This window comes from Streptomyces sp. NBC_00239 (assembly GCF_036194065.1).
Lineage (GTDB): Bacteria > Actinomycetota > Actinomycetes > Streptomycetales > Streptomycetaceae > Streptomyces.
Window position 1 is genome coordinate 6,351,685 of the sequence record NZ_CP108095.1, and the last position, 25,032, is coordinate 6,376,716.

Genomic DNA, 25,032 nt, shown 5'->3' on the forward strand with positions numbered 1-25,032 from the left:
TGGACCGGCGTACACACCCCTGTACGCAGCCCGCCCGGAACCGATCGTCAACTGACCCGGCCCGATCGTTCCGCCCCGAACGGGCGGCCGCCGCGCACTGCCCTGAAACCGCTGTGAAGAAGTGCCGGTTGAGGGAGAACTCCGAGCATGAACCGCAAGACCCTGGCGCTGACGGCTGCCGCCGCACTGCTCACCCCCGCGCTCGCCGCCTGCGGCAGCGCCACCGGCGGGGGAGCGGGCGGCGGAGCGATCGTCGTCGGCACCACCGACCGGTTCGAGGCCGCGGACTACGCACCCGCCCCCTTCGACCCCGCCTACGCGTACGACGCCGGAGCCTGGAACGTGCTCCGCCAGACCGTCCAGACGCTGATGCACATCCCCCGCGGCGGCGGCGAACCCGTCCCCGAGGCCGCTTCCGACTGCCGCTTCACCGACCAGGGCGCCGAGAGCTACCGCTGCACGCTCCGCCCCGGCCTGAAGTTCTCCAACGGGGACCCGCTGACCGCCGAGGACGTCAAGTTCTCCGTCGACCGCGTCCTCGCGATCAACGACGACAACGGCCCGGTCGGCCTCCTCTCCACCCTCGACACCGTCGAGACCAAGGGCGACGACACCGTCGTCTTCCACCTCAAGGCCCCCGACGCCACCTTCCCGTACAAGCTGTCCACCCCCGCCGCGGGCATCGTGAACAGCAAGACGTACGACGCCAAGAAGCTGCGCGCCGGGTTCGCCGTGGACGGCTCCGGCCCGTACACGATGAAGCCCGAGGTCCAGGACAACCGGCTGGTCCGTGCCGTCTTCACGAAGAACGACAGCTACCAGGGCGACCTCAAGGTCAAGAACGACAAGGTCGAGCTGCGTTCCTTCGCCGACTCCGCCGCCATGGGCGAGGCCCTGGAGGACGGCGACATCCACATGATGTCCCGCAGCCTCTCGCCCGACCAGGTCGAGAAGCTGTCGACCACGCCCCCCAAGGGCGTCAAGCTCGTCCCGATGCCGGGCCTCGAGATCCGCTACCTCGGCTTCAACACCGAGGCGCCCTCCGTCAAGGAGAAGGCCGTCCGGCAGGCCCTCGCGGCCGCCGTCGACCGCAACGGCCTCATCGCCAAGGCGTACGGCACGTCCGCCGAGCCGCTCTACTCCCTGGTGCCCACCAGCGTCGGCGGCCACGTCAACTCGTTCTTCAACAAGTACGGCGAGGCCGACACCGCCGCCGCGGCCCGCCTGCTGCGCGGAGCCGACGTCGCCACCCCCGTCAAGCTCACCCTGAACTACACGACGGACCACTACGGCGACGGCACCGCCGCCGAGTTCGAGGCCCTCAAGGCCCAGCTCAACGCCACCAAGCTGTTCGACGTGACGGTCAAGGGCACCGAGTGGGCGCAGTTCCGCCCCGCCCAGAAGAAGGGCGAGTACGCGGTCTACGGCCTCGGCTGGTTCCCCGACTTCCCCGACGCGGACAACTTCCTCGCACCGTTCCTGGAGCAGGGCAACTTCCTCAACACGCCGTACGCCAACAGCACGGTACGGAACAAGCTGATCCCCGAATCCCGGCGCGCGGGCGACCGCACCCTCGCCGGCCAGAGCTTCGGGCGGATCCAGGACATCGTCGCCGAGGACGTGCCGGTCCTGCCGCTGTGGCAGGCCAAGCAGTACGTCGCCGCACGCGACGGCATCACCGGTGTGGAGTGGTCGGTCAACTCCATCTCCGACCTTCAGCTGTGGGAGCTCGGCCGCGGAGTCAGCGGCTGATTCCGGGCAGCAACCGGCAGCAAACCGGCAGCGGGAGTCGCGGGCCGGCGGACAAACAGTCAAGACAGTGAGGCACGTTCCGTGAACAGACGTAACCAGTGGTTGGCGGCCCCGCTCGGCGCGGTCACCGCGGCAGCCCTGCTCAGCGGTTGCGGTTCCGAGCAAGCGGCATCCACCGGCTCCGGCGGCTCGGTGGTCATGGGGATGTCCGACAAGGTGCAGGCGACGGACCCGGCATCGGGTTACGACGCCGGCTCCTGGCTCCTGTTCAACAACGTGTTCCAGACCCTGCTCAGCTTCCCGAAGGGGAGCACCTCCCCGGAGCCCGACGCCGCCCAGGAGTGCGCGTTCGAGGACAGCGCGAGCAAGGTCTACCGCTGCACGCTCAAGTCCGGGCTGAAGTTCAGCAACGGCAACGGCCTCACCTCGAAGGACGTCAAGTTCTCCTTCGAGCGCACGCTGAAGATCAACGACGAGAACGGCCCCGCGGTCCTGCTCTCCTCCATCGAGAGCATCGAGACCCCCGACGACACGAAGATCGTCTTCCGTCTCAAGACTTCCGACGCGACCTTCCCCAGCAAGATCGCGGCGGGCGCCGGCTCGATCGTCGACCACCGCGAGTACCCCGCCGACAAGCTCCGCACCGACGGCAAGGCCGTCGGATCCGGCGTCTACACCCTCGACTCGTTCAGCGACAGCAGCGCCGAATTCGGCGTGAACGAGACCTACAAGGGCGACGCCAAGGCGAAGAACTCCGGCCTCACCATGAAGTTCTTCCCCAACGACCAGGCCGCCCTCAAGAGCGCCCTGGAAAAGGGCGACATCGACTTCGCCTTCCGCGGCCTCGCCGCCCAGGACATCGCCGACCTCGGCAGCGGCGCCGGCACGGACAAGATCGACGTCGTCCAGGGCAACGGAGCCGAGGTCCAGTACCTCGTCTTCAACACCGAGGACCCGGTCGCCGGCCAGAGCGCCGTCCGCAAGGCCATCGCCTACCTCGTCGACCGCGAGGCGCTCGTCCGCGACATCTACAACGGCACCGCCACCCCGCTCTACTCGATGATCCCGGCCGGAGTCGGCGCCCACACCACGGCCTTCTTCGACCGCTACGGCGGCGCCCCCCAGCCCGACAAGGCCAAGCAGGCCCTGCGCAAGGCCGGGCTCACCGACAAGGTCAAGCTGACCCTGTGGTCCACGCCCTCCCGCTTCGGATCCGCCACCGACCGCGAGCTGGAGGCCATCGCCAAGCAGCTCAACGCCAGCGGCCTCTTCCAGGCCGAGGTCGAGTCCGTCCCCTACGAGCAGTACGAGAAGGGCGTCGCCGCCGGCAAGTACGGGGTGTACGTCAAGGGCTGGATCCCCGACTACCCGGACCCGGACAGCTTCACCCAGCCGTTCTTCGGCAAGGGCAACGTCCTGAACAACCGGTACGAGAACGCCGACATCACCGGGAAGATCCTCCCGAAGACCGCGGCCGCCTCGGACCGCTCGCTCGCGACCGCCGACTACACCCGGCTGCAGAACATCGTCGCCGACGAGATCCCCGTCCTGCCCCTGTGGCAGAGCAAGCAGTACGCCGTCGCCCGCGAGAACGTCACCGGACTCCAGTGGTCCCTCGACGCCTCGACCGTCTTCCGCTTCTGGGAGATCAGCAAGGGCTGACGCCCCCCGCCCCGGCGCCCACCGGCGCCGGGGCCACCGGGCACCCCGACACCGCGGCCCCCGCGTGACGGGAGCCACCCGGGACCGCCGGGGACCACCCCGCACGCCCCCTACTGCGCGCCGGGCCGCACCAGGCCGCTCTCGTACGCGTACACCGCCGCCTGCACCCGGTCCCGCAGCCCCAGCTTCGTCAGCACATGCCCCACGTGCGTCTTCACCGTGGTCTCGCTCACGAACAGGTCCGCCGCGATCTCCGCGTTCGACAGCCCGCGCGCCACCAGCTTCAACACCTCGACCTCGCGCTCCGTCAGCGTCCCGAGCGTGTCCGGAACCTGCTCCTCGCCCGACGGCAGATGCCCCGCGTACTTGTCGAGCAGCCGCCGCGTGATGCTCGGCGCGAGCATCGCCTCGCCACCCGCCACCACCCGGATGGCCTGCACCAGCTCGACCGCCGGCGCGTCCTTCAGCAGGAACCCGCTGGCCCCCGCCCGCAGCGCCTCCACGACGTACTCGTCAAGATCGAACGTCGTCAGCACCAGCACCTTCGCCGGACCGTTCCGCTCCGGACCGGTGATCTGCCGGGTGGCCTCCACCCCGTCCATCCGCGGCATCCGGATGTCCATCAGCACCACGTCCGGCTGCAGCGCCCGCACCTGGTCCAGCGCCTGCAAGCCGTCCCCGGCCTCACCCACCACCGCAAGATCCTGCTCCGCCTCCAGGATCATCCGGAAACCGGTGCGCAGCAGCGGCTGGTCGTCGACCAGGAGGACACGGATAGCCACGGAAAACCTCACATCGTCGGGCGGATCACGCCAGTTCGGCCCCATTCTGCCCTGAGCCGACGATCACGACTCGGTCGGGAGCCCGCCCTCGCCACGCCGCACGACCTCCAACGGATACACCGGGGGAGTACCGCCGAATTCCGGACACACCGACCGGTGGTCGCACCAGCCGCACAGCTTCGTCGGCCGCGGCCGCCACTCCCCGGTCTCCGTCGCCTCACGGATCGCCTCCCACAACGCGAGGAGCTTGCGCTCCACCCGCTCCAGATCCGCCTCCACCGGGTCGTACGTCAACACGTCACCACTGCCCAGGTACACCAGCTGCAGCCGCCGCGGCAGCACGCCCTTCAGCCGCCGCACCACCAGCGCGTAGAACTTCATCTGGAACAGCGCGCCCTCCGCGTACTCCGGACGCGGCGCCTTCCCCGTCTTGTAGTCGACGATCCGCACCTCGCCCGTCGGCGCCACGTCCACCCGGTCGATGATCCCGCGCAGCCGCAGCCCCGACTCCAGCTCCGTCTCCACGAAGAACTCCCGCTCCACCGGCTCCAGCCGGGTCGGGTCCTCCAGCGTGAACCAGCGCTCCACCAGGCCCTCGGCCTCCGTCAGCCAGCGCGCCAGCCCGGCCCCGTCACCGTCCTCCGCGAACAGCTCACCGAGCTCCGGCTTCGCCGCCAGCAGCCGGTCCCACTGCCCCGGAATCAGCGCCTTCGCCCGCGGCGCCGTCCGCTCCGGAGCCGGATGGTCGAAGAGCCGCTCCAACACCGCGTGCACCAGCGTCCCCCGCGTCGCCGCCGCACTCGGCTTCTCCGGCAGCTTGTCGATCACCCGGAACCGGTACAGCAACGGGCACTGCATGAAGTCGTTCGCCCGCGACGGGGACAGCGAAGAGGGCGCCACGGCATCGCCGCCACCGGAACCGGGGATCGTCGTCATGACGAAGACCCTACGACCCACCACCGACAAGCCGCGCATACCATCGACGGCAAGGACCCTCGCACTGCATGATCGAGGCATCACCCCGCGCAACCGCGCACACACCCACCCCGCCGGCCCCGGGCAGCGACCGTCCCCGAACCGACCAGCCGACCGAAGGACAGCAGTGGCCGACACCGACACCCCGGAAGGCCCCTCGGACACCAAGCCGAACGGACGACGGCAGCCCGAACCCGGCGGCGGACTCCTCATGGGCCGCCCCTTCGGCGTGCCCGTCTACGTCTCGCCCAGCTGGTTCCTCGTCGCCGCCCTCATCACCTGGATCTTCGGCGACCGCCTCGAAACCGTCCTCCCCGACCTCGGCGCCGCCCGCTACCTCGTGGCGCTCTTCTTCGCCGTCGCCTTCTACGCCTCCGTACTCGTCCACGAGCTCGCCCACACCGTCGCCGCACTGCGCTACAAACTCCCCGTGCGACGCATCCGGCTCCAGTTCTTCGGCGGCGTCTCCGAGATCGAGAAGGAATCCGAGACCCCCGGCCGCGAATTCGTCCTCGCCTTCGTCGGCCCGCTGCTCTCCCTCGTCCTCGCCGGCCTCTTCTACGCCGGCATGCAGGCCACCCGCCCCAGCAGCATCCCCGGCGTCCTCCTCGCCGGCCTGATGATCTCCAACCTCATCGTGGCCGCCTTCAACCTGCTGCCCGGCCTGCCCCTCGACGGCGGCCGCATGCTCCGCGCCGTCGTCTGGGGCATCACCGGCAAGCCCATGACCGGCACCATCGCCGCCGCCTGGACCGGCCGGGCCCTCGCCCTCGCCGTCCTCGTCGGCCTGCCCTGGATCACCCACAGCGAGATCCTCGGCAACAACGCCGACGAACTCGGCGGCATGGACACCGTCACCGACGCACTCCTCGCCGCGATCCTCGCCGCCATCATCTGGACCGGCGCCGGCAACAGCCTGCGCATGGCCCGCCTGCGCGAACACCTGCCCCGGCTCCGCGCCCGCACCCTCACCCGCCGCGCCATCCCCGTCGAAGCCGCCACCCCCCTCTCCGAGGCCCTGCGCCGCGCCAACCAGGCCGGCGCCCGCGCCCTCGTCGTCGTCGACGCACACGGCGACCCCACCGCCCTCGTCAGAGAAGCCGCCGTCGCCTCCGTACCCGAACACCGCCGCCCCTGGGTCGACGTCAGCACCGTCTCCCACGACCTCACCGACGGCATGAAGGTTTCCGCGGAACTCGCCGGCGAAGAACTCCTCGAAACCCTCCGCGCCGCCCCCGCCACCGAATACCTCGTGATCGAACCCACCGGCGAGATCTACGGCGTCCTGTCCACACACGACGTCGAGAAGGCCTTCGTCCAGGCCATGGCACGGCCGCACTCCTGACACCCATACACTGGTCACATGTCCGAACCGACCGGTGCCGCCCGCCGACGCGGGCCCTTCAAGGTCGGGGACCAGGTTCAGCTCACCGACCCCAAGGGCCGCCACTACACGTTCACGCTCGAAGCCGGGAAGAATTTCCACACCCACAAGGGTTCCTTCCCGCACGACGAGCTGATCGGCGCTCCCGAGGGCAGTGTTGTCCGTACCACAGGCAACGTCGCGTACCTCGCGCTGCGCCCCCTGCTCCCCGACTACGTCCTGTCCATGCCCCGCGGCGCCGCCGTGGTCTACCCCAAGGACGCAGGCCAGATCCTGGCCTTCGCCGACATCTTCCCCGGCGCCCGCGTCGTGGAGGCAGGTGTGGGCTCCGGCTCCCTGAGCAGCTTCCTGCTGCGCGCCATCGGCGACCAGGGCATGCTCCACAGCTACGAGCGCCGCGCGGACTTCGCCGAGATCGCCACGGCCAACGTCGAGCGCTACTTCGGCGGCCCGCACCCCGCGTGGCAGCTGACCGTGGGCGACCTCCAGGACAACCTGTCCGACACGGACGTCGACCGCGTGATCCTCGACATGCTGGCCCCGTGGGAATGCCTGGAGGCCGTCTCCAAGGCGCTCGTCCCCGGCGGCATCCTCTGCTGCTACGTGGCCACCACCACCCAGCTGTCGAAGACCGTCGAGTCCATCCGCGAGATCGGCAACTTCGCCGAACCGCAGCCGTGGGAATCGATGATCCGCAACTGGCACGTCGAAGGCCTCGCCGTCCGCCCGGACCACCGGATGATCGGCCACACCGGCTTCCTCGTCACCGCCCGCCGCCTCGCGGACGGCGTCGAGGCCCCGCTGCGCCGCCGCCGCCCCGCGAAGGGCGCCTACGGCGACGACTACGAGGGTCCCGGCAGCCAGTCGGGTGGCTCCGGCCGCGGCTGACCCGCACCCAACGACCAGGCGCCGTGGCGCAGTTCCCCGCACACCGCGGGAACTGCGCCACGGCGCCGTTTCGTTGCCCGTACACCCCGCGGCGGCCCCCAGGCCCGTGCCGCCCGCCCGGCGCACCTCCGGACGCGCCGGCGCTCCGCGGGCCCGCACGGACCCGGCCGTTCCACCGCCCTGTGAGGTGTGGCACGATGCTGGCTCTCCCCGCGAACACCCGTCGGCCGCGCCCACAGGAGCCACTCCGCGTGCACACCCCCGCCGTCCCGGCCCCCGCAGCCCCCGCCCCGGACCCCGCGGGCCACACCCGCACCCGGCCCGTGCACTGGCTCACCACCGCGCTCGCCGTGGCCGCCGTCGTCACCGGCGCCGGACTCCTGGAACCGGACGCCGGCCCGGCCGCCCCCGACGGCACCAAGAACCTCCAGGCCCCCGACGTACCCGTCCCGGACCCGGCCGCCGTCGCCTACCCGCTCGACTGCCGCGGACTCGAGCAGGCCGTCACCGCCAGCGCCGCCGGCGACCTCGACGGAGACGGCCGCCCCGAGACCGTCGCCGCGGTCCGCTGCGCCGCCGGCTCCGGCACCCCGCCCAGCGGGATCTACGTACTCACCGGCTCGCCCGCCGGCCGGCCACGGGTGGTCGCCACCCTGCTCGACCCCGCCGACCGCCTCAACGCCACCGCGCTCTCCGTCCGCGAGGGCACCGTCACCGCCACCCTGCTCGGCTACTCCGCGGCCGACGTCCCCCGCTGCTGCCCCGACACCCGCAGCACCACCAAGTGGCACTGGGACGGTGGCAAGTTCCTGCGGTACACCACCGCAGCGAAGAGTGTGTGATCCGTCACTCCGCGTCGGGTCCGAAGACCTCGACCCCGTCCGAAACCCGACGCACGTGAATGCAGTCGCCCGGACATTCCTTGGCCGAATCCACGACGTCCTGGAGCAGCGGCAGCGGAACCGGAGTGGTCGCCCCCACCGCCTGCAACAGCTCGTCCTCCGCGCTCTTCACGTACGCCAGACCATCGATGTCCAGCTCGAAGACCTCCGGCGCATACTGCACGCAGATGCCGTCCCCAGTGCAGAGATCCTGATCGATCCAGACCTCCAGCGCCTCCCGGCCCACGCCTGCGTCCACGCCCGGAGCCTCCTGCTGCACGGTCATATCTCCTGCCGTTCCCTGCCCGCTCTGATCCAACCCGGCGCAAGTCGCGCCACCCCTGACGGGTGTTGAACAGTTCGACCTTACCTTCGGCTGCTTTCCGATGTTGATCGGTGGGTATTTCCCTGACGTGAGGGAGTACGCAAGGGTGAAGATCGGACACACCTCTACCGTCTTTGTGATCTAGGGGTTTCAATCACCACCAGCCCAGGTAGGGTCAGGAAGCGTCCAGCTCCCCATGGAGGAGGTGAGGACCGTGGCAGCCCACGACGACGACATGAACCGCGGCATCCGGCCCGCGCGGGGGTCTGAAGACCCCGCTGGCCAGGTTGCCTATCTTGAGCAGGAAATCGCCGTCCTGCGCCGCAAGCTCGCCGACTCGCCGCGTCACACGAGGATTCTCGAAGAGCGGATCGTCGAGCTTCAGACCAATCTGGCGGGCGTCTCCGCTCAGAATGAGCGGCTCGCCAATACGCTCCGTGAGGCCCGAGACCAGATCGTGGCGCTCAAGGAGGAAGTCGACCGGCTCGCACAGCCGCCGGCCGGATTCGGTGTCTTCCTTCAGTCGAATGAGGACGGCACCGTCGACATCTTCACCGGCGGCCGAAAGCTCCGCGTGAACGTCAGCCCCAGCGTCGAGCCCGAAGACCTCAGGCGCGGCCAGGAAGTCATGCTCAACGAAGCGCTCAACGTGGTCGAGGCCATGGAATTCGAGCGCGCCGGGGACATCGTCACCCTCAAGGAGATCCTCGAGGACGGCGAGCGCGCCCTGGTGGTCGGGCACACCGACGAGGAGCGCGTGGTGAGGCTCGCCGAGCCGCTGCTGGACATCACCATCCGCCCCGGCGACGCCCTCCTGCTGGAGCCCCGCTCCGGCTACGTGTACGAGGTGGTCCCGAAGAGCGAGGTCGAGGAACTCGTCCTCGAAGAGGTCCCGGACATCGACTACGACAAGATCGGCGGCCTGGGCGACCAGATCGAGCTGATCCGCGACGCGGTCGAGCTGCCCTACCTCTACCCCGACCTCTTCAAGGAGCACGAACTGCGGCCGCCCAAGGGCATCCTGCTCTACGGCCCGCCCGGCTGCGGCAAGACGCTCATCGCCAAGGCCGTCGCCAACTCCCTTGCCAAGAAGGTCGCCGAGGTGACCGGCAAGGCCGCCGGTAAGTCCTACTTCCTGAACATCAAGGGCCCCGAACTCCTCAACAAGTACGTCGGCGAGACCGAGCGGCACATCCGCCTCGTCTTCCAGCGTGCCCGCGAGAAGGCCAGCGAGGGCACCCCCGTCATCGTCTTCTTCGACGAGATGGAATCCCTCTTCCGCACCCGCGGATCCGGCGTCAGCTCGGACGTGGAGAACACCATCGTCCCGCAGCTGCTCGCCGAGATCGACGGCGTGGAAGGCCTCGAGAACGTCATCGTCATCGGCGCCTCCAACCGCGAGGACATGATCGACCCGGCCATCCTGCGCCCCGGCCGGCTCGACGTGAAGATCAAGATCGAGCGCCCGGACGCCGAGGCGGCCAAGGACATCTTCGCCAAGTACCTCAAGGCGACACTCCCGCTGCACGCCGACGACCTCGCCGAGCACCAGGGATCCGCCCCCGTCGCCGTCCACAGCATGATCCAGACCGTTGTGGAGCAGATGTACGCGGAATCCGAGGAGAACCGCTTCCTCGAGGTCACGTACGCCAACGGCGACAAGGAAGTCCTCTACTTCAAGGACTTCAACTCCGGCGCCATGATCCAGAACATCGTGGACCGGGCCAAGAAGATGGCCATCAAGGCCTTCCTCGACCAGAACCAGAAGGGCCTCCGGGTCTCCCATCTCCTCCAGGCTTGCGTGGACGAGTTCAAGGAGAACGAGGACCTGCCCAACACCACCAACCCCGACGACTGGGCCAGGATCTCCGGAAAGAAGGGAGAGCGGATCGTCTTCATCCGCACTCTCGTCACCGGAAAGCAGGGCGCGGACACCGGACGCTCCATCGACACGGTGGCCAACACCGGTCAGTACCTCTGACGGACCAGGGCGGCTGCGGGTGCCCTGCACGGGGCACCCGCAGCCGACTGTTTTTCAGCCGGGCACCGGCACACCGGCAATGACCGAAATGATCTCCCCACCAGCGCGGAGCCGCTCTAGGCTCTTCCGTACCGCCGGCCGCGCAGTGCGGGGACCGGCACCGCACACGCACCGGAGCACCAGCGGTACTTGAGCGCCGTTCCCGGAGGGGAACGCCGCCGGGCAAGGAGGGCCGCATGACCGTACGGCGAGTAATGGGGATCGAGACGGAGTACGGGATCTCCGTCCCCGGGCACCCGAACGCCAATGCCATGCTCACCTCGTCCCAGATCGTCAACGCCTACGCGGCGGCGATGCACCGGGCGCGGCGCGCCCGCTGGGACTTCGAGGAGGAGAACCCGCTGCGGGACGCCCGCGGCTTCGACCTCGCCCGCGAGGTGGCCGACAGCAGCCAGCTGACCGACGAGGACATCGGCCTGGCCAACGTCATCCTCACCAACGGGGCGCGGCTCTACGTCGACCACGCGCACCCCGAGTACAGCTCGCCGGAGATCACCAACCCGCGCGACGCAGTCCTCTGGGACAAGGCCGGCGAACGGATCATGGCCGAGGCCGCGGAACGGGCCGCCCAGCTGCCCGGCGCCCAGCCGATCCACCTGTACAAGAACAACACCGACAACAAGGGCGCCTCGTACGGCACGCACGAGAACTACCTGATGAAGCGGGAGACCCCCTTCTCGGACATCGTGCGCCACTTGACGCCCTTCTTCGTCAGCCGCCAGGTCGTCACCGGCGCGGGGCGCGTCGGCATCGGCCAGGACGGCCGCGAGCACGGCTTCCAGATCAGCCAGCGCGCCGACTACTTCGAGGTCGAGGTCGGCCTGGAGACCACCCTCAAGCGGCCCATCATCAACACCCGCGACGAGCCCCACTCCGACGCCGAGAAGTACCGCCGGCTGCACGTGATCATCGGCGACGCCAACCTCTCCGAGATCTCCACCTACCTGAAGCTCGGCACCACCGCCCTGGTGCTCTCGATGATCGAGGACGGCTTCATCACCGTCGACCTCGCCATCGACCAGCCGGTGCGCACCCTGCACCAGGTCTCCCACGACCCGGACCTGCGCCAGCTCATCACGCTGCGCAGCGGACGCACCCTGACCGCCGTACAGCTTCAGATGGAGTACTTCGAGCTGGCGCGGAAGTACGTCGAGGAGCGCTTCGGCTCCGACGCGGACGACCAGACCAAGGACGTGCTCGGCCGCTGGGAGGACGTGCTCGGGCGGCTGGAGAGCGACCCGATGAGCCTGTCCGGCGAGCTGGACTGGATCGCCAAGCGCGAACTGCTGGAGGGCTACCGGAGGCGGGACGGGCTGGAGTGGGACGCCGCCCGGCTGCACCTGGTCGACCTCCAGTACGCGGACGTGCGCCCCGAGAAGGGCCTGTACAACCGTCTGGTGGCCCGCGGCAAGATGAAGCGGCTGCTGGACGAGCCGGCCGTGGAGCGGGCCGAGAGCAAGCCCCCGGAGGACACCCGGGCCTACTTCCGCGGCCGCTGCCTGGAGCAGTACGCGGACGACGTGGCCGCGGCCTCCTGGGACTCCGTGATCTTCGACCTGCCGGGGCGGGACTCGCTCCAGCGGGTCCCCACCCTGGAGCCCCTGCGCGGCACCAGGAACCACGTCAAGGAGCTCCTGGACCGCTGCCGCACGGCGGAGGACCTGGTCCGGGTGCTTTCGGGCGGGTGACCGCGGCTGAAAGCACCCGCGCCTGGGAATCATGGACATGAGGCACACGGAACCCGGGCGTTCCTGAATCACCGGCCCGAAATCGGGGCTCTGAATGTAGGGTCTGAGCAGGGTCTGATCTTGAGATTCCGTCCCCGGAATCTCTCCACGAGCGTGCGAACCGAGCGGGGTGAGGTAGACATGGCGACCAAGGACACCGGCGGCGGACAGCAGAAGGCCACGCACTCGACCGAAGAGGTCGAGGAGCAGGCCGCGGAAGCGCAGTCCGACCTCAAGGAACGACAGGAAAAGCTCTCGGACGACGTCGACTCCGTGCTCGACGAAATCGATGATGTGCTCGAGGAAAATGCCGAGGACTTCGTTCGGAGTTTCGTACAAAAGGGCGGCCAGTAGCCTTCGAATCGAAGGTTAACGGCGGGGTGGATGCCTGGGAAGGTGGGGTTGAAGCGTTGCGCGCGGTGTGCGGGTGACCCTCTAGTATCCCTGCCTTCGCGTCCCGGCCGTGCATGTGGATCACTGTCACAAGACGGGTAGGGTCCGTGGCGTACTTTGCTTCAACTGCAACACGGGCCTTGGCCTGTTGAAGGAGAACCCCGACCGGATGCGTCGGGCCATCCAATACTTGGAGGGAAACGCGTGGAAGCCAACACTCGTAGCACCGGGCGTCTGCCGGCTCCCTTCCTGACGCCGGGGTCCTCGTCGTTCATGGACTTCCTGGCGGACCACTCGCCGGAGATGCTGCCGGGGAACCGGAAGCTGCCGGAGGGGATCGTCGAGGCGCCGCACGGCACCACCATCGTGGCCGCGACGTTCCCCGGCGGGGTGGTGCTCGCCGGTGACCGGCGGGCGACCATGGGGAACATGATCGCGCAGCGGGACATCGAGAAGGTGTTCCCGGCCGACGAGTACTCCGCGGTGGGCATCGCGGGCACCGCCGGCCTCGCCGTGGAGATGGTGAAGCTGTTCCAGCTGGAGCTGGAGCACTTCGAGAAGGTGGAGGGGGCGACCCTTTCGCTGGAGGGCAAGGCGAACCGCCTGTCCACCATGATCCGCGGCAATCTCGGCATGGCCATGCAGGGCCTGGCCGTCGTCCCGCTGTTCGCCGGCTGGGACGAGGGCAAGGAGAAGGGCCGGATCTTCTCGTACGACGTGACGGGCGGCCGGTCCGAGGAGCACGGCTTCGCGGCGACCGGATCGGGTTCGATCTTCGCCCGCGGCTCCATGAAGAAGCTGTACCGCCCCGATCTGACGGAGCAGCAGGCCACCACCCTGGTCGTCCAGGCGCTGTACGACGCGGCCGACGACGACTCGGCCACGGGTGGCCCGGACATGGCCCGCCGGATCTTCCCGATCGTCACCGTCATCACCGACGAGGGCTACCGGAGGCTGTCCGAGGCCGAATCCTCGGAGCTGGCCCGCTCGATCACCGAGCGCCGCCTGGAGCAGCCCGACGGGCCGCGCGCGGCCCTCCTCTAAGCCCCTGTCACCCGAGAAGAAAGGGACGGACAGCCGGTGTCGACTCCGTTCTACGTGTCCCCGCAGCAGGCCATGGCCGACCGGGCGGAATACGCCCGGAAGGGCATCGCCCGCGGCCGCAGCCTGGTGGTGCTGCAGTACGCCGACGGCATTGTGTTCGTCGGCGAGAACCCGTCCCGTGCGCTGCACAAGTTCAGCGAGATCTACGACCGCATCGGCTTCGCCGCGGCCGGCAAGTACAACGAGTACGAGAACCTGCGGATCGGCGGTGTGCGCTACGCGGATCTGCGCGGATACACCTACGACCGCGACGATGTGACGGCCCGTGGGCTGGCCAACGTGTACGCCCAGACGCTGGGCACCATCTTCTCGTCGGCGGCGGAGAAGCCGTACGAGGTGGAGCTGGTGGTCGCGGAGGTCGGCGCGACGGCCGCGGGCGACCAGATCTACCGGCTGCCGCACGACGGTTCGATCGTGGACGAGCACGGCTCGGTCGCGGTCGGCGGCAACGCCGAGCAGATCAGCACGTTCCTGGACCAGCGCCACCAGGACGGCATGACGCTGTCCGAGGCGCTGAAGCTGGCGGTGCAGGCCCTGTCCAACCAGGCCAACGGTGCGGACCGGGAGATTCCCGCGGACCGGCTGGAGGTCGCGGTGCTGGACCGGACCCGTGCGCAGCAGCGGAAGTTCAAGCGGATCCGGGGCCGGCAGCTGGAGCGGCTGCTGGAGCCGGTGGTGGCGGCGGAGGCGCAGGCCGACGCGGTGTCGAACGACGAGGCTCCGGAGGACGCGGAGTAGTACTCCCCGTTCTTCGTCCCTCGAGTGGAGTGGTGCCCCGGTCCGGGTGTGCGGGCCGGGGCACCGCTGTGTCCGGGGTCGGCCTCAAGGGGGGCGCCGCGCGGGGTCAGGGGGCCGGCGGGGGTGCGGTGGAGCCGCGGACCTTCAGGGTGACCGGGAGGTCGGGGGAGTGCCAGGGGTGTCCGTCGAGGACGGCGAGGAGGGCCTGCATGCCTTCCTCGCCGACGCGTTCGGCGGGGAGGGCGACGGTGGTGAGTTCGGGTTCGACGGCGCCGGCGAGGGCGAGGTCGTCGAAGCCGGTGACGGAGAGGTCCCCGGGGACGCTCAGGCCCAGTCGGCGGGCGGCCTTGCAGGCGCCGGCGGCGAGGATGTCGTCGTCGCAGACGACCGCGGTGGGGCGGGTGGCGGGGTCGGCGAGGGCGGCTTCCATGGCTTCGCGGGCGGCGTCGACGGTGAGGGCCGAGCGGACCGTGCGCAGGCGGGCGCCGGCGTCGCGCAGTGCCTCGGTGAGGGCCTGGGCGCGGACGCCGAAGGTCCAGGAGTCGACGGCGGAGGCCAGGTGCAGGCAGTCGCGGTGGCCGAGGTCCAGGAGGTGGCCGGCGATCTGGTGCATGCCGTCGGCGAGGGCGACGTTCACGAAGGCGGCGGCGTCCCCGGCGGTGGGGTTGCTGTCGAGCATGACCAGGGGGAGCTCGGCGCCGTGGATGGCTTCGAGGGCGCCGGCTGCCATGGAGGAGGCGATGACGCCGTCGAGGGCGGCGCGGGCGGAGGGGAAGGGGTCGCGGGCGGGACCGGTGCCGTCGGGGGAGAGGTAGAGGACGACGCCGAAGTCGTGTTCGGCGGCCACGCGGGCCGCGCCGGTGTAGACGCGGGCGAAGAACTCGTTGGTGAGGGCGGGGACGACGAGGAGTGCGGTGCGGGTGCGGCCCAGGCGGAGGTTGCGGGCGGCGAGGTTGGGGCGGTAGCCGAGGGTCCGGGCGGCTTCGCGGACGAGGCCGGCGGTGCGTTCGGAGATCCGGCCCCGCCATTTGTCGCCGAGGACGAGGGAGACGGTGGCCTGGGAGACGCCGGCGGCCTGGGCCACGTCGCGGCTGGTGGGCCTCGTCACAGGTGCTCCTGGAGTGCGGGTCGGGGGTGGGGCGGCCGTGGTGTGCGGTGTGCGCGGGGTGGACCGGCGGCTTGGTGCCATGGTACGTATGACGGAGTTAGTTATACGTATTACTCCCGGCTGGGTCGGGGCGGAGAGGGGCGGACATGGCCGCGGGTTACGCGGAACTGCTGAGGACCCGGCATGCGGCGCGGCTGCTGGTGGGCACGCTCATAGGCCGGCTGCCGAACGGGACGGCGCCGATCGCGATCGTGCTGTTCACGCGTGCGGAGGGCGGCAGCTACAGCCTGGCGGGCGCGCTGGCGGCGGTGTACGGGGTGGCGAACGCGGTGGGGCAGCCGCTGCTGGGCCGGGCGGTGGACCTGTACGGGCAGCCGCGGGTGCAGTTGCCGGCGGCGGTCGTGTCGGCGCTGGGCATGGTGTGGCTGGCGGTGGCCGGCACCGGTTCGGTGGCGGTGGCGTACGCGGCGGTGGTGGTGGCGGGGCTGTTCACGCCGCCGCTGGAGGGCGGGCTGCGGGCGCTGTGGCCGAGCGTGCTCGGCGGCAAGGAGGAGCGGGTGCACGCGGCGTACGCGATGGACGCGGTGGCCCAGGAGGTCATGTTCACCGTGGGCCCGCTGCTGGTGACGTTGTGCGTGTCGCTGTGGTCGCCGGCGGCGGCGCTGGTGGTGCTGAACGTCGTGGGCGTGCTGGGCGCGCTGTCGGTGGTCGTGTCGGAGCCGTCGCGGACCTGGCGTTCGGAGCCGCGTGAGGCGCACTGGCTGGGCGCGCTGCGCTCGAAGGGGCTGCTGGCGCTGCTGGGGGCGTTCTTCTTCGTGGGGGCGGCGCTGGGGTCGATCACCGTGGCGGGTGTGGCGTACGCGGACGGGCACGGCGGGGACGCGGTGTACGGCTGGCTGATGGCGGCGCTGGGGCTGGGCGCGCTGATCGGCGGGGTCACGTACGGGGCGCGGGAGTGGACGGGTGCGGCGGAGCGGCGGCTGCGGGTCCTGGTGGCGCTGCTGGCGGTGTGCTACCTGCCGCTGCTGCTGACGCCGGGGCCGGTGGCGATGACCGGGCTGGCGGCGCTGGCGGGGGTGTTCCTGGCGCCGGCGATCGCGTGCGCGTTCATCGTGGTGGACCGGCACGCGCCGAGCGGCACGGTGACGGAGGCGTTCTCGTGGCTGGTGACTTTCTTCGGGGTGGGCGCGGCGATCGGGACGGCGCTGGCCGGTCCGGCGGTGGAACGCGGTGGCGCGGCGCTCGGTTTCGGTGTGGCGGTGGGTGCGGGTGCGGCGGCGCTGGTGGTGCTGATGGGTACTCAGCGGGTGCTCGCGGCGCCGGGTCGGACCCGGTCGGCGGCGGGTTCGCCGGGCGTGCTCTTGGAAAACTGATCGAAACGGCGCTCTCGAACCCGGTTTCAGAACACAGCAGAAGGCGTAATGTTCAGTCATGGACCGCCGCATTTTCGGGCTGGAGAACGAGTACGGCGTCACGTGCACGTTCAGGGGACAGCGCCGACTGTCTCCTGACGAAGTGGCGCGCTACCTCTTCCGCCGAGTCGTGTCATGGGGCCGCAGCAGCAATGTCTTCCTGCGGAACGGCGCCCGTCTGTATCTTGACGTGGGTTCACATCCGGAATATGCCACTCCCGAATGTGACGACCTGACCGAACTGGTCACGCACGACAAAGCGGGCGAGCGCATTCTGGAAGGCCTGCTGGTCGACGCCGAACGCCGTCTGCACGAGGAGGGAATCGCGGGAGACGTCTATCTCTTCAAGAACAACACGGATTCGGCGGGTAACTCGTACGGCTGCCACGAGAACTATCTGGTGGCACGCCACGGGGAATTCTCGCGCCTTGCGGACATCCTCATTCCGTTCCTGGTCACGCGTCAGCTGATCTGTGGCGCGGGCAAGGTGCTGCAGACCCCGCGCGGTGCGGTGTACTGCGTCAGCCAGCGGGCCGAGCACATCTGGGAGGGCGTCAGTTCCGCGACGACCCGGTCCCGGCCCATCATCAACACGCGCGACGAGCCGCACGCCGACGCGGAGCGCTACCGCCGCCTCCACGTCATCGTGGGCGACTCGAACATGTCCGAGACGACGATGCTCCTCAAGGTCGGCGCGACCGACCTGGTGCTGCGCATGATCGAGGCGGGCACCGTGATGCGCGACCTGACCCTGGAGAACCCGATCCGGGCGATCCGCGAGGTCAGCCACGACATCACCGGCCAGCGCAAGGTGCGCCTGGCGAGCGGCCGGGAGGCGTCGGCGCTGGAGATCCAGCGGGAGTACTACGACAAGGCCGTGGACTTCGTCGACCGGCGCGGGATCCGCACCGGTGTGGTGGCGCAGGTCCTGGAGCTGTGGGGCCGCACGCTCGACGCGATCGAGCAGGAGGACCTGGACCGGATCGGCACCGAGATCGACTGGGTCATGAAGTACCAGCTGATCGAGCGGTACCGGGCGAAGCACAACATGACCATGTCCAACCCGCGGGTGGCGCAGATAGACCTCGCCTACCACGACATCCACCGTCGTCGCGGCCTGTACTACCTCCTGGAGCGCAAGGGGCAGGCGGCGCGCATCTGCAACGACCTGAAGATCTTCGAGGGCAAGTCGGTGCCCCCGCAGACCACTCGGGCGCGGCTGCGCGGCGACTTCATCCGGCGGGCGCAGGAGCAGCGCCGGGACTTCACGGTGGACTGGGTGCACCTGAAGCTGAACGACCAGGCGCAGCGCACCGTGCTGTGCAAGGACCCGTTCCGTTCGGTGGACGACCGGGTGGAGAAGCTGATCGCCGGCATGTGACCGCGGCGACCGGCGCACGACCCGGCGTGTGACGCACCACAGGGCTCCGTACCGTTCTCGTACGGGGCCCTTGGTACGCCTTAGAGTGGCGGCGACCGTTGTGCCGTCTGAGATCTGAGGAATACGTGCGCCGACTTGCCGGCCTGCTGGTCGTCCCCCTGCTGCTGCTGTCGACAGCGGCCTGCGGCGACGACAAGGGCTCCGACTCCAGCTCCACGTCGATGAAGGACGGGGTGCCCGCGATCACCGCGGGGGCCAAGTTCGGAGAGAAGCCCACCCTGGCGAAGGGGGAGGGTGAACCGCCCAAGAAGCTGAAGACCGTGGTCATCAGCGAGGGCAAGGGCCCCGCGCTGAAGAAGGGCGACGCGGCCGACGTCAACTACCTGGGCCAGACGTGGGACGGCACGGAGCCGTTCGACAACAGCTTCGACCGGAAGCAGCCCTTCCAGCTGACGATCGGCGCCGGCGGCGTCATCAAGGGCTGGGACCAGGGCCTTGAGGGCCAGAAGGTCGGCAGCCGTGTCGAGCTGGTGATCCCGCCGGAGCTCGGCTACGGAGCCCAGGGTTCCGGCGAAAAGATCAAGCCGAACGCGACGCTGGTCTTCGTCGTGGACATCGTGAAGGCCAAGACGATTCCGCTGTCCGCCACGGGCAAGACCGTGCCGCAGGACGACAAGAACCTGCCGGTCGTCGGGACGAACACCGACGGCAAGGCTCCCTCGGTGAAGGTCCCCGCGGTCGACGCGCCCACGAAGCTCGTGTCGAACTACGTCATCGAGGGCACCGGTCCGGTCGTCAAGGCCACCGACACCGTCGTGGTGAAGTACGTGGGCAAGATCTGGAAGGGCGACAAGGCCTTCGAGAGCACCTACGAGCAGGGCAACACGGTGAACTGGCCGCTGGACCAGCTGACCGTGAAGGGCCTCAAGGACGGCATCGCGGGCAAGAAGGCCGGCAGCCGCGTCCTGCTGGTCCTCCCGCCGGACCAGGGTTTCGGCGACAAGGCGCAGGGAGCCATCCCGGCTAAGTCGACGCTCGTCTTCGCGCTCGACATCCTCGCCGTGATGTAAGACTGTCCTGGTTGACCGGTTTTAGTTTGAGGAGCAGTTCCGTGAGCAACCAGCTCGAGAAGCCCGAGATCGACTTCCCCGAGGGCGACGCGCCGTCGGACCTTCTGATCGAGGACATCTGGGTGGGCGAGGGCGCCGAGGCCAAGGCCGGCGACAACGTCAAGGTCCACTACGTCGGCGTGGCCTTCTCCACCGGCGAGGAGTTCGACGCGTCGTGGAACCGCGGCGCCCCGCTGCCGTTCACGCTCGGTGCCGGCCAGGTCATCAAGGGCTGGGACCAGGGTGTCCAGGGCATGCGCGTCGGCGGCCGTCGCAAGCTGACGATCCCCGCGCACCTCGCGTACGGCGACCGCGGCGCGGGCGCCGGCGTGATCGCCCCGGGCGAGACGCTGATCTTCGTCTGTGACCTGATGGGCGTCTGATCCGCACAGTCGTGATCAGTGAGGGGCCCCCGCCGTCCGGCGGGGGCCCCTCACTTTTGCCGGGACGCGCCGGAGCGGTACGGTCAACGGTCACGACTGAATACGTATGCGGGGAAGGGCGTCGATGGCGATTGCCAAGGCCGAGCGGCTGATGAACCTGGCGCTGTGTCTGCTGGGGACGCGGCGGCCGCTCAGCAAGCGCGAGCTGCGCGGATCCATCGAGGCGTACATGGAAGCCGCGAACGACGACTCCTTCAACCGCATGTTCGAGCGGGACAAGGACGACCTGCGGGAACTCGGCCTGGTCATCGAGACGGTGGAGAACCTGGAGGGCGAGCCGGGCTACCTGGCGCGCCGTGACCGCAACCGGCTTCCGCCGGTGTCGCTGGACGCCGAGGAGGCCGCCGCGCTGGGGCTGGCGGCGAAGGTGTGGCAGCAGGCCCGGCTGGCGGGCGCGGCGAGCGGCGCACTGCAGAAGCTGCGGGCCGCCGGCATGCCCGAGGCCGGTGATCCGTACGAGGGCCAGCACAGTGCCATCGAGCCGCGGATCCCGGTGCACGAGGCGGCGTTCGAGCCGCTGATGCTGGCCTGCCGGGACCGGCGGCCGGTGACCTTCGACTACCGCAAGTCCAATGCGGCGCGGCCCGAGCAGCGGCAGGTCGAGCCGTGGGCGCTGGAGTGCTGGCGCGGCCAGTGGTACCTGGCCGGCTTCGACCGGGGCCGGGGCGCGGAGCGGGTGTTCCGGCTGTCGCGGATCACCGGCAAGGTGAAGTCGCGGGCCGGGGCGTACACGGCCGAGGTGCCGGACGTGGTGACCGTACGGGAGAGCGTCGAGAGCTGGGCCGGGGAGACCGCGGACCGCTCGGCGCTGATCCGGCTGCGCGCTGGCTCCGGATATCCGCTGCGGGCGAAGGCCGCTGCGGTGCGGGAGCTGGGCGACGGGTGGGACGAGCTGGAGATCCCGTACGGGCACGGACTCGACGCCTGGCTGGTCGAGTTCGGGCCCGATGTGGTGGTGCTGGAGCCCGCTGATCTGCGGGCCGATGTGGTGGACCGGCTGCGAGCCGTGGCCAAGGGCTGAGGGGGACGCGTACCAGCATGGCTGCGAATGCCATTGACCAGACCCGCCGGATGCTGTCGCTCGTGACGTATCTGCGCGAGCGCCCCGGGGCGCACATCGCCGACGTCGCGCGCGCGTTCGGGATCACGGAGGACGAGCTGATCTCGGACCTCGACGTGCTGCCGATGTGCGGGACGAGTTTCCGGGGCGGGGACCTGCTCGACATCGACACCGACGGGGAGCGCATCTGGTGGCGCAACCCGGACGCGTCGGGGGAGTCCACGGCGGAGCCGCTGCGGCTCGCCGCCGACGAGGCCACCGCGCTGCTGGTGGCGGCGCGGGCGGTGTCGACGCTGCCCGGGCTGCGCGAGAGCGACCGGGACGCGCTGCTGCGGGCCACCGCGAAGCTGGAGGCGGCGGCCGGTGAGGCGGCCGGGGCCAGCGCGCGGCTGTCGGTGACCTTCGAGTCGGAGGGCGGGGTCTTCGCGGACGTCGACCGGGCGATCTCGGAGCGGCGCCGGCTGTGGCTGCGGTACTACTCGCCGGCCCGTGACGAGCTGACCGAGCGGACCGTCGACCCGATCCGGCTGTTCGCCGTCGGTCACACGTACCTGGAGGGGTGGTGCCACCTCTCGGAGGCGCGGCGCACCTTCCGGCTCGACCGGGTGGCCGAGATCCGGCTGCTCGACGAGCGGGCCGACCCGCCGGCGATCGAGCCGCGGGACCTGTCCGAGGGGCTGGTGCAGCCGGCCGCCGAGGACCCGGAGGTCGTGGTCGAGGTGGGTCCGGGCGGCCGCTGGGTCGCCGAGTACTACCCGCACGACAGCGCGCGCGAGCTCGCGGACGGCGGGCTGCGCATCACGCTGCGGACGCCGGATCCGGCGTCGCTGCGCCGGCTGGCGCTGCGGCTGGGCCGGGACGGCCGGATCGTGGCGCCGCAGGCACTGGCGGACAGCGCGGCCCGGGCGGCCCGCGAGGCCCTGGAGGCGTACGACCTGCCCGGTGCGGGGGATGTACGGGACGGGCACGGTGTTCACGGCTGAGGGGGCGGCACGCATGGCGCGGGGAGAGTCGGGGAAGCAGGGGAAGTCCGGGCTCGCGGTGGTGGGGGAGGTCCTCTTCAAGGCGGCCTGCCCCGACTGCCGGGCCCGGTTCGAGCTGGCGGCGGGGGCGCTGCGGCTGGCGATCGGCGGCAGCAGGCGTTCCACGTTCTATTCGTTCACCTGCCCCGAGTGCGGGGTGTCGGTGCGCAAGCCCGCCGGGGAGCGGATCGTGGAGCTGCTGACGGGCGGTGGCGTCCGCACCCTGCGGAGCGTCTGAGCGGGCCCGGGAGCGCTTAAGCTCGTGCCCATGCTGTGGCCGATGATCGCAATTGCGCTGGGTTTCCTCGGGCTGGTCGTGCTCGCCGTGCCGGCGGTGCGCGTGTTCACCGAGGTGCGCCGGCTGTCCCGGCAGGTCGCGGACGCCAGCCTGCGGATCGGGCAGGCGGCGGGAGATCTGGAGGCCGCCGCGACCGGTCTGGCCCGTTCGGGAGAGGCACTTGGGCAGGCCGGTCCGCAAGCGTGAGGTTGCCCGGGGATTGCCGGGCGTTAACCGGTGCGGGTTACGATCCTTGGGTTACGCGATCCGAGGGGCGTGCCCCGCGCGGTCGCAGCCACCACCTCCAGCTGCCCCGGTGAGAAGGAAGCCACACATGATCGGCAATCTGAAGCCCCTCGAGATCGTTCTGATCATCGCTGTCGTCCTGCTTCTGTTCGGTGCCAAGAAGCTTCCGGAGATGGCCCGTTCGCTCGGCAAGTCGGCCCGCATCCTCAAGAGCGAGGCCAAGGCCATGAAGAAGGACGACGAGCCGGTCGACGTGCCCGCGCCCGCCGACCAGCCCGCGCCGCAGGCCGCTCCCCGCACCATCCAGGCCGCGCCCGGCGACGTCACCAGCGCCCGCCCGGTGAGCGAGCCCGGTCGCACCACGCAGGGCTGACCCGGCACGCTCCACCCCGCTGTTGACCACTGCACGAGACGAGGGACGTGGGTTGCTCAAGTCTGCCCGCAAGCAGGAGAAGCAGGACAAGGACGCCGAAGGGCGGATGCCCCTTGCCGAGCACCTGCGTGAGCTGCGGAACCGTCTGCTGAAGTCGGTTCTGGCGATTCTGCTGATCACGGCTGTCGCCGCGTTCTTCTACAAGGACATCATCGCGTTCCTGCTGCAGCCGATGCTGGACTCGGTGGGCTGCACCGAGGGCGTGGTCAGGCAGGTCAACGGCCGGCCCTGCGCCGACATGACGGTCAACGGCCTCATCGGGCCGTTCTCCATCGTCCTGAAGGTGGCGCTGGCGGCCGGCCTGGTGCTGTCCGCGCCGGTGTGGCTGTACCAGCTGTGGGCGTTCGTCGCGCCCGGTCTGCACGGCCACGAGCGCAAGTACGCGATGAGCTTCGTGGGGGTCGGCGCTCCGCTGTTCCTCGCGGGCGCGGTCCTCGCGTACAAGATCCTCCCGCAGACCGCGGAGATCCTGCTCGAATTCACCCCCGAGCACGCCCGCAACCTGCTGCCGGTCGACGACTACCTCGACCTGGTGACCCGCATGGTCGTGGTCTTCGGCTTCGCCTTCGAGCTGCCGCTGCTGCTGATCCTGCTCAACGCCACCGGGGTGCTCACCGCGAAGCGGCTGGCCGGCTGGTGGCGGGGCTTCATCCTCGGCATCACGGTCTTCGCGGCGTTCGCGACCCCGACCGGCGACCCGCTCACCATGCTGTCGCTGGCCCTGCCGATCGTGGCGCTGTACTTCGTCGCGCTGCTGATCTGCTGGCTCAACGACCGCAGGCGCCGGCGCCGCAACCCGGACGCCGACCTGGACGACGACGAGGCCTCGCAGCTGGACCTCACCCCCGAGGACCTCGGGGACGTCGAGCCGGTGACCGCCCCCGCGGCCCTGCCCGAGCAGGCGGACGGCGGCCGGCACCGGATCAACGGTTACGACGACGCCACCTGACGGGTAATGTCCGGGCGGTGACCGCCGAGATCACCCTTTTCGTCAATCCCACCGCGGGCCGCGGCCGGGGCGCGCACGCCGCGCAGCCGGCCGCGGCCGCGCTGCGTTCCGCCGGCTTCTCCGTGCGCTCGGTCGTGGGCACCGACGCCGCCGACGCCCTGGCCCGGCTGCGGCGGGCCGTGCGCGAGGGCACCGGGGCGGTGATCGCGGTCGGCGGTGACGGGATGGTCTCGCTCGCCCTCCAGGCGGTGGCCGGGACCCTGGTGCCGCTGGGCGTGGTGGCCGTCGGCACCGGCAACGACTTCGCCCGCGAGCTGGGCCTGCCGGTGGCGGACCCGGCGGCCGCGGGCCGGCTGGCCGCCGCGGCCCTCAAGGGGTCCGCGATCCGCGAGGTGGACCTCGGCCGGGTGGCGGGACGCTGGTACGGCACGGTGCTCTGCTCCGGATTCGACTCGCGGGTCAACGACCGCGGGAACCGGATGCGGCTGCCGGCCGGCCGGTTCAAGTACGACCTGGCGATCCTGGCCGAACTGGCCGCGTTCCGCCCGTTCCCGTACCGGATCACCCTGGACGACGGCCCGGTGATCGAGACCGAGGCGACGCTGGTGGCGGTCGGCAACGGGTCCTCGTACGGCGGCGGGATGCGGATCTGCGCCGGGGCGCGGACCGACGACGGGCTCTTCGACGTGACGGTGGTCGGCGCGTGCAGCCGGACCACGCTGCTGCGGGTGTTCCCGCGGGTGTACCGGGGTACCCATCTCAGTCACCCGAAGGTGACCGTCCACCGGGCCGCCAAGGTGACCCTGGAGGCGGCCGGGATCACCGCGTACGCCGACGGGGAACCGCTCGGGCCGCTGCCGGTCACGGCGGAGTGCGTGCCGGGTGCGGTACGGGTCCTGACCGGTCAATAAAGATCGCGCCCGCTGTCAGAGGGGGCGGG

24 protein-coding genes and 2 pseudogenes are annotated in these 25,032 nt (G+C 70.2%); 22 read left to right on the plus strand and 4 right to left on the minus strand.

Annotated elements, in window-relative coordinates; all coding sequences use genetic code 11:
- The first annotated feature begins 147 nt into the window (after window positions 1-147).
- Both OG764_RS27900 and OG764_RS27905 read left to right on the plus strand, forming a co-directional pair.
- Window positions 148-1,752: an ABC transporter substrate-binding protein gene (locus OG764_RS27900; protein WP_328971179.1), complete on the plus strand. Its 1,605-nt coding sequence runs from the start codon at window positions 148-150 to the stop codon at window positions 1,750-1,752.
- Between the two features lie 81 nt (window positions 1,753-1,833).
- A complete protein-coding gene (locus OG764_RS27905) occupies window positions 1,834-3,414 on the plus strand; it encodes an ABC transporter substrate-binding protein (protein ID WP_328971180.1) in 1,581 nt (526 codons plus the stop codon).
- A gap of 110 nt (window positions 3,415-3,524) precedes the next feature.
- On the opposite strand, the gene OG764_RS27910 is transcribed toward OG764_RS27905, so the two are convergent.
- Together OG764_RS27910 and OG764_RS27915 are read right to left on the minus strand one after the other, a co-directional pair.
- The gene (locus tag OG764_RS27910) at window positions 3,525-4,196 is read right to left on the minus strand and encodes a response regulator transcription factor (RefSeq protein ID WP_328971181.1); all 672 of its coding nucleotides are present in this window, start codon (window positions 4,194-4,196) and stop codon (window positions 3,525-3,527) included.
- A 63-nt stretch (window positions 4,197-4,259) separates the two neighbouring features.
- Entirely contained in the window at window positions 4,260-5,132 is an 873-nt protein-coding gene (locus OG764_RS27915) for a RecB family exonuclease (protein ID WP_328971182.1), read from the minus strand.
- 166 nt (window positions 5,133-5,298) lie between these two features.
- Between OG764_RS27915 and OG764_RS27920 the strand changes: the two genes are divergently transcribed.
- The 3 genes from OG764_RS27920 to OG764_RS27930 all read left to right on the plus strand — a co-directional run bounded on the left by OG764_RS27920 (window position 5,299) and on the right by OG764_RS27930 (window position 8,285).
- A complete protein-coding gene (locus OG764_RS27920) occupies window positions 5,299-6,516 on the plus strand; it encodes a site-2 protease family protein (protein WP_443056072.1) in 1,218 nt (405 codons plus the stop codon).
- Between the two features lie 18 nt (window positions 6,517-6,534).
- Window positions 6,535-7,443, plus strand: a complete 909-nt coding sequence (locus OG764_RS27925; protein WP_328971184.1) for a tRNA (adenine-N1)-methyltransferase — start codon at window positions 6,535-6,537, stop codon at window positions 7,441-7,443.
- Window positions 7,444-7,694: 251 nt separating this feature from the next.
- Window positions 7,695-8,285, plus strand: a complete 591-nt coding sequence (locus OG764_RS27930; protein ID WP_328971185.1) for a hypothetical protein — start codon at window positions 7,695-7,697, stop codon at window positions 8,283-8,285.
- Between the two features lie 4 nt (window positions 8,286-8,289).
- Here the strand turns inward: OG764_RS27930 and OG764_RS27935 are convergent, their stop codons facing one another.
- On the minus strand, window positions 8,290-8,610 hold the full coding sequence (locus OG764_RS27935; RefSeq protein ID WP_328971186.1) for a ferredoxin: 321 nt from the start codon (window positions 8,608-8,610) through the stop codon (window positions 8,290-8,292).
- Between the two features lie 253 nt (window positions 8,611-8,863).
- On the opposite strand from OG764_RS27935, the gene arc reads away from it, so the two are divergent.
- The 6 genes and pseudogenes from arc to prcA all read left to right on the plus strand — a co-directional run bounded on the left by arc (window position 8,864) and on the right by prcA (window position 14,652).
- The gene (gene arc / locus OG764_RS27940; protein WP_328971187.1) at window positions 8,864-10,630 is read left to right on the plus strand and encodes a proteasome ATPase; all 1,767 of its coding nucleotides are present in this window, start codon (window positions 8,864-8,866) and stop codon (window positions 10,628-10,630) included.
- A gap of 236 nt (window positions 10,631-10,866) precedes the next feature.
- On the plus strand, window positions 10,867-12,378 hold the full coding sequence (gene dop, locus OG764_RS27945; RefSeq protein WP_328971188.1) for a depupylase/deamidase Dop: 1,512 nt from the start codon (window positions 10,867-10,869) through the stop codon (window positions 12,376-12,378).
- A gap of 180 nt (window positions 12,379-12,558) precedes the next feature.
- Entirely contained in the window at window positions 12,559-12,771 is a 213-nt protein-coding gene (locus OG764_RS27950; RefSeq protein ID WP_328971189.1) for a ubiquitin-like protein Pup, read from the plus strand.
- A 91-nt stretch (window positions 12,772-12,862) separates the two neighbouring features.
- Window positions 12,863-13,063 (plus strand): annotated as a pseudogene (locus OG764_RS27955) (endonuclease domain-containing protein); the annotation flags it as partial.
- Window positions 13,015-13,854 (plus strand): proteasome subunit beta, encoded by an 840-nt coding sequence (gene prcB, locus OG764_RS27960; RefSeq protein WP_328971190.1) that lies wholly within the window; start codon window positions 13,015-13,017, stop codon window positions 13,852-13,854. The pseudogene OG764_RS27955 and the gene prcB, both read left to right, overlap by 49 nt.
- A gap of 36 nt (window positions 13,855-13,890) precedes the next feature.
- Window positions 13,891-14,652, plus strand: a complete 762-nt coding sequence (prcA, locus tag OG764_RS27965; RefSeq protein WP_328971191.1) for a proteasome subunit alpha — start codon at window positions 13,891-13,893, stop codon at window positions 14,650-14,652.
- A 106-nt stretch (window positions 14,653-14,758) separates the two neighbouring features.
- Here the strand turns inward: prcA and OG764_RS27970 are convergent, their stop codons facing one another.
- Entirely contained in the window at window positions 14,759-15,760 is a 1,002-nt protein-coding gene (locus OG764_RS27970) for a LacI family DNA-binding transcriptional regulator (protein ID WP_328971192.1), read from the minus strand.
- A 146-nt stretch (window positions 15,761-15,906) separates the two neighbouring features.
- Between OG764_RS27970 and OG764_RS27975 the strand changes: the two are divergent.
- The 11 genes and pseudogenes from OG764_RS27975 (at window position 15,907) to OG764_RS28025 (ending at window position 25,003) form a co-directional block, all read left to right on the plus strand.
- Window positions 15,907-17,182, plus strand: a pseudogene (locus tag OG764_RS27975) (MFS transporter).
- A 9-nt stretch (window positions 17,183-17,191) separates the two neighbouring features.
- Complete coding sequence (pafA, locus tag OG764_RS27980; protein WP_328971193.1) at window positions 17,192-18,553, plus strand: Pup--protein ligase; 1,362 nt, start codon at window positions 17,192-17,194, stop codon at window positions 18,551-18,553.
- 125 nt (window positions 18,554-18,678) lie between these two features.
- Complete coding sequence (locus tag OG764_RS27985; RefSeq protein WP_328971194.1) at window positions 18,679-19,623, plus strand: FKBP-type peptidyl-prolyl cis-trans isomerase; 945 nt, start codon at window positions 18,679-18,681, stop codon at window positions 19,621-19,623.
- Between the two features lie 41 nt (window positions 19,624-19,664).
- Entirely contained in the window at window positions 19,665-20,045 is a 381-nt protein-coding gene (locus tag OG764_RS27990) for an FKBP-type peptidyl-prolyl cis-trans isomerase (protein ID WP_328971195.1), read from the plus strand.
- Window positions 20,046-20,169: 124 nt separating this feature from the next.
- On the plus strand, window positions 20,170-21,126 hold the full coding sequence (locus tag OG764_RS27995) for a helix-turn-helix transcriptional regulator (protein ID WP_328971196.1): 957 nt from the start codon (window positions 20,170-20,172) through the stop codon (window positions 21,124-21,126).
- A gap of 17 nt (window positions 21,127-21,143) precedes the next feature.
- A complete protein-coding gene (locus OG764_RS28000) occupies window positions 21,144-22,148 on the plus strand; it encodes a helix-turn-helix transcriptional regulator (RefSeq protein WP_328971197.1) in 1,005 nt (334 codons plus the stop codon).
- 13 nt (window positions 22,149-22,161) lie between these two features.
- Window positions 22,162-22,425: a hypothetical protein gene (locus OG764_RS28005; protein ID WP_328971198.1), complete on the plus strand. Its 264-nt coding sequence runs from the start codon at window positions 22,162-22,164 to the stop codon at window positions 22,423-22,425.
- A gap of 30 nt (window positions 22,426-22,455) precedes the next feature.
- Window positions 22,456-22,671 carry a hypothetical protein gene (locus tag OG764_RS28010; protein ID WP_328971199.1) on the plus strand — a complete coding sequence of 72 codons (216 nt, stop codon included), beginning with the start codon at window positions 22,456-22,458 and terminating at the stop codon, window positions 22,669-22,671.
- Window positions 22,672-22,798: 127 nt separating this feature from the next.
- Window positions 22,799-23,083, plus strand: a complete 285-nt coding sequence (gene tatA, locus OG764_RS28015; RefSeq protein ID WP_328971200.1) for a Sec-independent protein translocase subunit TatA — start codon at window positions 22,799-22,801, stop codon at window positions 23,081-23,083.
- A gap of 52 nt (window positions 23,084-23,135) precedes the next feature.
- The gene (tatC, locus tag OG764_RS28020) at window positions 23,136-24,092 is read left to right on the plus strand and encodes a twin-arginine translocase subunit TatC (RefSeq protein ID WP_328971201.1); all 957 of its coding nucleotides are present in this window, start codon (window positions 23,136-23,138) and stop codon (window positions 24,090-24,092) included.
- Window positions 24,093-24,109: 17 nt separating this feature from the next.
- Window positions 24,110-25,003 carry a diacylglycerol kinase gene (locus tag OG764_RS28025; protein WP_328971202.1) on the plus strand — a complete coding sequence of 298 codons (894 nt, stop codon included), beginning with the start codon at window positions 24,110-24,112 and terminating at the stop codon, window positions 25,001-25,003.
- Window positions 25,004-25,032: the final 29 nt, after the last annotated feature.